General features: G+C 65.5%; 6 protein-coding genes and 1 pseudogene. 2 read left to right on the top strand and 5 right to left on the bottom strand.

Annotated elements, in window-relative coordinates:
• Positions 1–155 (bottom strand): annotated as a pseudogene (locus Q8R73_RS26060) (amidohydrolase); the annotation flags it as partial.
• Positions 156–405: 250 nt separating this feature from the next.
• Here Q8R73_RS26060 and Q8R73_RS11895 point away from each other — a divergent pair.
• Both Q8R73_RS11895 and Q8R73_RS11890 read left to right on the top strand, forming a co-directional pair.
• Positions 406–1,704, top strand: coding sequence for a sulfite oxidase (locus tag Q8R73_RS11895; RefSeq protein ID WP_305719743.1), 1,299 nt, complete (start codon positions 406–408; stop codon positions 1,702–1,704).
• A gap of 23 nt (positions 1,705–1,727) precedes the next feature.
• A complete protein-coding gene (locus tag Q8R73_RS11890; RefSeq protein WP_305719742.1) occupies positions 1,728–2,051 on the top strand; it encodes a hypothetical protein in 324 nt (107 codons plus the stop codon).
• Between the two features lie 3 nt (positions 2,052–2,054).
• Here the strand turns inward: Q8R73_RS11890 and Q8R73_RS11885 are convergent, their stop codons facing one another.
• The 4 genes from Q8R73_RS11885 to Q8R73_RS11870 all read right to left on the bottom strand — a co-directional run.
• On the bottom strand, positions 2,055–2,438 hold the full coding sequence (locus tag Q8R73_RS11885) for a cytochrome c family protein (protein WP_305719741.1): 384 nt from the start codon (positions 2,436–2,438) through the stop codon (positions 2,055–2,057).
• A gap of 96 nt (positions 2,439–2,534) precedes the next feature.
• Positions 2,535–3,533 (bottom strand): FAD:protein FMN transferase, encoded by a 999-nt coding sequence (locus tag Q8R73_RS11880; RefSeq protein ID WP_305719740.1) that lies wholly within the window; start codon positions 3,531–3,533, stop codon positions 2,535–2,537.
• 13 nt (positions 3,534–3,546) lie between these two features.
• On the bottom strand, positions 3,547–4,110 hold the full coding sequence (locus Q8R73_RS11875; protein WP_305719739.1) for a nitrous oxide reductase accessory protein NosL: 564 nt from the start codon (positions 4,108–4,110) through the stop codon (positions 3,547–3,549).
• Positions 4,107–4,469: ABC transporter permease subunit (locus Q8R73_RS11870; RefSeq protein WP_305719738.1), on the bottom strand; the 363-nt coding region annotated here is incomplete at its 5' end. The genes Q8R73_RS11870 and Q8R73_RS11875, both read right to left, overlap by 4 nt.

The following is a 4,469-nucleotide window of genomic DNA, read 5'->3' as shown; positions in this document are numbered from 1 at the left end:
GACAGCGGCATGTTGGGCGGGTAGGAGTTGAGATCGAGCCCGTCGATGGCGCGGCTGACGACCTGCTCTTTCCAATGGTCGCTGAGATAGGGCAACAGCGTGGTGCGGGTTCCACCGACGGCGGGATGGATATCGCAGTCGATCCGCATGGTCATGCGCGTTCCCTGAAAGTCTCATTCTTGGCGGCCGCCAAGGCGCCGCAGCACGAATGTGCAGCCGGCAGGCGTCGGGCGCAAGGGGCGAACAAGGGTCGCTGCGGGTAGCAGGTCATGGCTGAATGGATGCCGGTTTGACAGTGCCCGACGCCGGCCTTGCGGCAAGCCCGCAAACCGCAAATACTCATCCCAAACGGGAATTTTGGGGCAACCCAAGGCAAGATCCGCAACGCTCAACGGGAGGATGGTGATGACGCGTGAAACCCGGACTATGGCCGACGGCGTCGGCTTCAACACCAGCCGGCGCGCATTTCTGGGAAGCACGGGGCTGGCCGCGTTGGGCGCGATGGTCGGCGGCGTCCTGCCGCTGTCGCCTGGCGGCGGCGGTATTCCGGCCGCGCAGGCGCAAGCCGGCGGCGCCGCGGCGCCCGCAGCCCCCAAGGGGCCGCAATATCTGAAATTCCCGGGCAAGAACGACAGGCTGGTGGTGCTCGGCGAAAGGCCGCTGGTCGCCGAGACTCCGGAAAGCCTGCTCGACGACGACACCACGCCGATCGAGAAGTTCTACATCCGCAACAACGGGCAGATTCCGGAAGAGACGAAAAACCCCGACGCCTGGAAGATCACCATCGACGGCGAGGTCAACAACAAGCTCGAGATCACGCTCGGCGAGCTGAAATCGAAATACAAGGCGGTAACCCGGCGCATGGTGCTGGAATGCGGCGGCAACGGCCGCGCCGCGTTCTCGCCGCCGGCGCGCGGCAACCAGTGGACCAATGGCGGCGCCGGCTGTGCCGAATGGACCGGCGTGCCGCTGGCCGAGGTGCTGAAGGCCGCAGGCCTGAAGAAGAGCGCCGTCTACACCGCGCATTATGCCGCCGATTTGCATCTGTCGGGCGACGCGTCCAAGCCGACGCTCTCCCGCGGCGTGCGGATCGCGAAGGCGATGGATCCGCACACCATGATCGTGTGGGCCATGAACGGCCAGCCGCTGCCGAACATCCATGGCGGGCCGGTGCGCCTGATCGTGCCGGGCTGGGCCGGCTCCGCCTCGCAGAAATGGCTGACCAGAATCACCATCCGCGACAAGGAGCATGACGGCCCGGGCATGACCGAGTTTTCCTATCGCACCGCGATCAAGCCGATGATCCCCGGCGACAAGGGCGACCCGAAGAATATGCGCATCCTGGAATCGATGCCGGTGCGCTCGATCATCACCAGCCCGGCCAACGGCGCCAAATTCGCGGCCGGCACCAGGGAACTGAAACTGCGCGGCGCGTCGTGGGCCGGCGATCTCACCGTCAGGCAGGTCGACGTCTCCACCGACTTCGGCGCCAGCTGGCAGCGCGCCAACCTGGAGAAGCCGAAGAACAAGTTCGACTGGCAGCGCTGGACCGCGACACTGAAAATGCCGACCGACGGCTATTTCGAGATATGGGCGCGCGCCACCGATTCCAGGGGCGCGATGCAGCCGCATCTGGCCGGCTTCTGGAATCCGCAAGGCTACGGCGGCAACGCCATGCACCGCATCGCGGTGCTGGTGGGTTGATGCGGCGTATCGCCTGGGCCGTGATGGCGGGACTGCTGTGGATCGCGACGGCGACGGCGCAATCAAACTTCAGCCCGCGCGACGAAAACCCGGAGGATTTCCCTCCGGGTGCCGGTCGAGATGAAACCTTCTATGCGTGCACCGCCTGCCACGGTTTCAAACTCGTGGCGCAGCAAGGCATGACGCGGGCGCAGTGGGACGATTCCATCGACCTGATGATCCGCCGCCACAACATGCCGCCTCCCGACGACAAGGACCGCGCGGTGGTGCTGAACTATCTCGAGACGACCTATCCGCCGCGCCTGCCAGCCGCGCGAGGCGGCTGGCAGAATCCGTTCGCGAAGTGAGGGCTACTTCTTCTTGCCGTCGGCATCGAATTGCTTGAGATAGGCGATCAGATCGTTGGTCCTCTGCTCGTCCTTCAGGCCGGCATAGATCATCTTGGTGCCTGGAATCTTCGCCTTGGGGTCCTTGATGTAGTCGCGGAATGTGGCCTCGTCCCAGGTGAGTCCGGAGTTCTTGTTGGCGGCGGAATAATTATAGGCGGGGATGGTGCCCGCCTGGCGCCCGAACAGGCCATTGAGTTGCGGTCCGACGCCGTTCTTCGCGGTCTCGCCGACCTGGTGGCAGGCCCTGCACACGCCGAACACCTTCTCGCCGGCCGCGGCATCCTGGGCTCGGGCTTCACCTGACCCGGCGATCGCCAAAAGTGCAACGAAAACAATCCCTCGCATCCTGTTCTCCTGTTTTAGCAGCCCGTTGGGGCCGGGAATTTCTGGCTGATGGCAATGGCGCGGTCGATCCGACTTTCGGACTGCCGATGGCATCTCTCAAGCACCATACACGATCAAAGTTCCAGTGAAATCGGTGATGCGGGCCTGCAGGTTCGGGCTGGCCTTCACGATGTCTGCGATCGCGGGCAACGGCATCAGGCTGAACGCGGTCGACAACGCATCCGCCTCGGTGGCGGTCGGCGCCAACACACTGACGCTCTTGTAGCGCTGCGGACTGCGGCCCGTCGCCGGATCGAACAGATGGGTAAAGCGGCCTTTGGCGTCGAACCGGAAGCCGGCGCCCGCCGAGGTCGCAACGGCGCGGTCGGCCAGATCGACGGTTTCGCTGAGCACACCCGGCCGGCCGGGATCTTCGAGCCCGACGCGCCACGGCGTGCCCTCGGGCCTCGCGCCGATCGCGCGTATTTCGCCCATATTGACCAGCGTTGTCGACAATCCCGCCTGGCGCAGCCGCTCGACAACGCGGTCGGTGGCAAATCCCTGCGCGATGCCGTTCAGCGTGATGGCCGCGCCGCGCCGTAGCAGAGCAATCCGGTTCTCGCCGACCAGCAAGCCGGCGTGACCTACCTTCGCCAGCGCTTCGGCCACAAGCCGCGGCGAAGGCCCGTCGCCGTCCGGCCTCCCGGCCGCAAAATGATCCGCGAACAGTTGCCACAGCGGCTGCACCGTCGGATCGAACGCACCACCGGTGATTTCGGCAAAGCGCAGCGCGGTTTGCAGCAGCGCCACCATATCGGCGTCGGGCGCAACGAGAATGCCGCTGCGGTTGAGGATCGAGATCGCGGAGTCCGCCCGATACAGGCTGAACTGCTGCTCCAGCCGCCGGACGTCCTGCATACAGCGTTCGACCAGCCGTTCGGCCTCGTTCCTGTCGGAGTGATGGATCTCGATCGAGACCTGCGCACCGAGCGCCGATCCCTGCCAGCGCACGGGTGTGCCGGCTTGCGCGAAACGGCCGGACGCGAGAAACGCCGATCCGGCCGCGCTCGCGGCGATGACGATCATGCGGCGTCGGGTGAGAGCTTGCCTGGGCATCGGCCGATCCTCGTCAGTTGGTCCTGATCTCAGGACGGTCGTGCTGGCTCTGGTCGCCGGGCGAATCGCTGCCGAGCACATAGTCGCGTGGAATTTCCGCGAACGTCACCACCCGGCCGCCATTGGCGGTCGCAAAGGCGTCGGCGGCCTCGCGATTGCCGAACGGCACCGCCTCGGCCGCGCCCATGCCACCCTGCTTGCGGCCTTCGATCACGAAAAACGCCTTGCGCGCGTCGACCCAGTTGGTGGCGCCCGGATCTTCCCAGCTTTTCGCCTGCGCCATGTCCGACACGTAGATCGCCCTGATATCGCGGGGCTGGTCCGGCATCAGGGTGAAGGCCACGGTGTCGCGCGCCGAGGAGAACCAGAACGGGTCGATGCGGCCCGCGGTGATGATCTGGCCCTTCGGTCCGGGATGTTCGAGCAGATTCATGCCGCAGAACACGCCCATGGCGTCGCTGTTGAGCGCTACCGGCGGCGGCGCGACCGAGTTGTCCGCCTCCTGGTTGCATCCAGCCAGCAGGACTGCGGCGACAACCGCGCCCAGAATCCGCGAGGTGACCATTCGAAAGCTCATAATTCCCTCCGCGCAAAGAATGCGGTTGCCAGTCCGAGCGGTGCGGCGATCCAGACCATGAGGCCGAGCAGCAGCGCGCCAATGTCGGTGCTCGCGGTCCCCGCGAGCCCGGCCATGCCTGAGAACTGGCTGACGTTGAAGCCGGTCAGGTTGGTCAGCCGATAGAGATCGGTGGGATTGAGGAACAGCAGCGCCTCCAGCACCGGCGCCGTGACCACGCGTCCCTGATCGACCACGAGACTGCCGAGCAGCGCCATGTCGAACACCAGCACCATCAGCAGCCAGATGCCGACCGAAATGCCCGCGGCGGTGCCGCGATCGCGCACCAGGCTGGAGATCAGGTATCCGATCGCGACGAA

Source organism: Bradyrhizobium sp., assembly GCF_030697065.1.
Classification (GTDB): domain Bacteria; phylum Pseudomonadota; class Alphaproteobacteria; order Rhizobiales; family Xanthobacteraceae; genus Bradyrhizobium.
The sequence above is the reverse complement of the archived record's forward strand: the minus strand, read 5'-3'. Positions and strand labels throughout refer to the sequence as shown.

Excerpts from the sequence above, each read along its gene's own strand:
- Q8R73_RS11880 (WP_305719740.1), bottom strand. The coding sequence starts at position 3,533 with ATGCCCAGGCAAGCTCTCACCCGACGCCGCATGATCGTCATCGCCGCG.
- Q8R73_RS11885 (WP_305719741.1), bottom strand. The coding sequence starts at position 2,438 with ATGCGAGGGATTGTTTTCGTTGCACTTTTGGCGATCGCCGGGTCAGGT.
- Q8R73_RS11890 (WP_305719742.1), top strand. The coding sequence starts at position 1,728 with ATGGCGGGACTGCTGTGGATCGCGACGGCGACGGCGCAATCAAACTTC.
- Q8R73_RS11875 (WP_305719739.1), bottom strand. The coding sequence starts at position 4,110 with ATGAGCTTTCGAATGGTCACCTCGCGGATTCTGGGCGCGGTTGTCGCC.
- Q8R73_RS11895 (WP_305719743.1), top strand. The coding sequence starts at position 406 with ATGACGCGTGAAACCCGGACTATGGCCGACGGCGTCGGCTTCAACACC.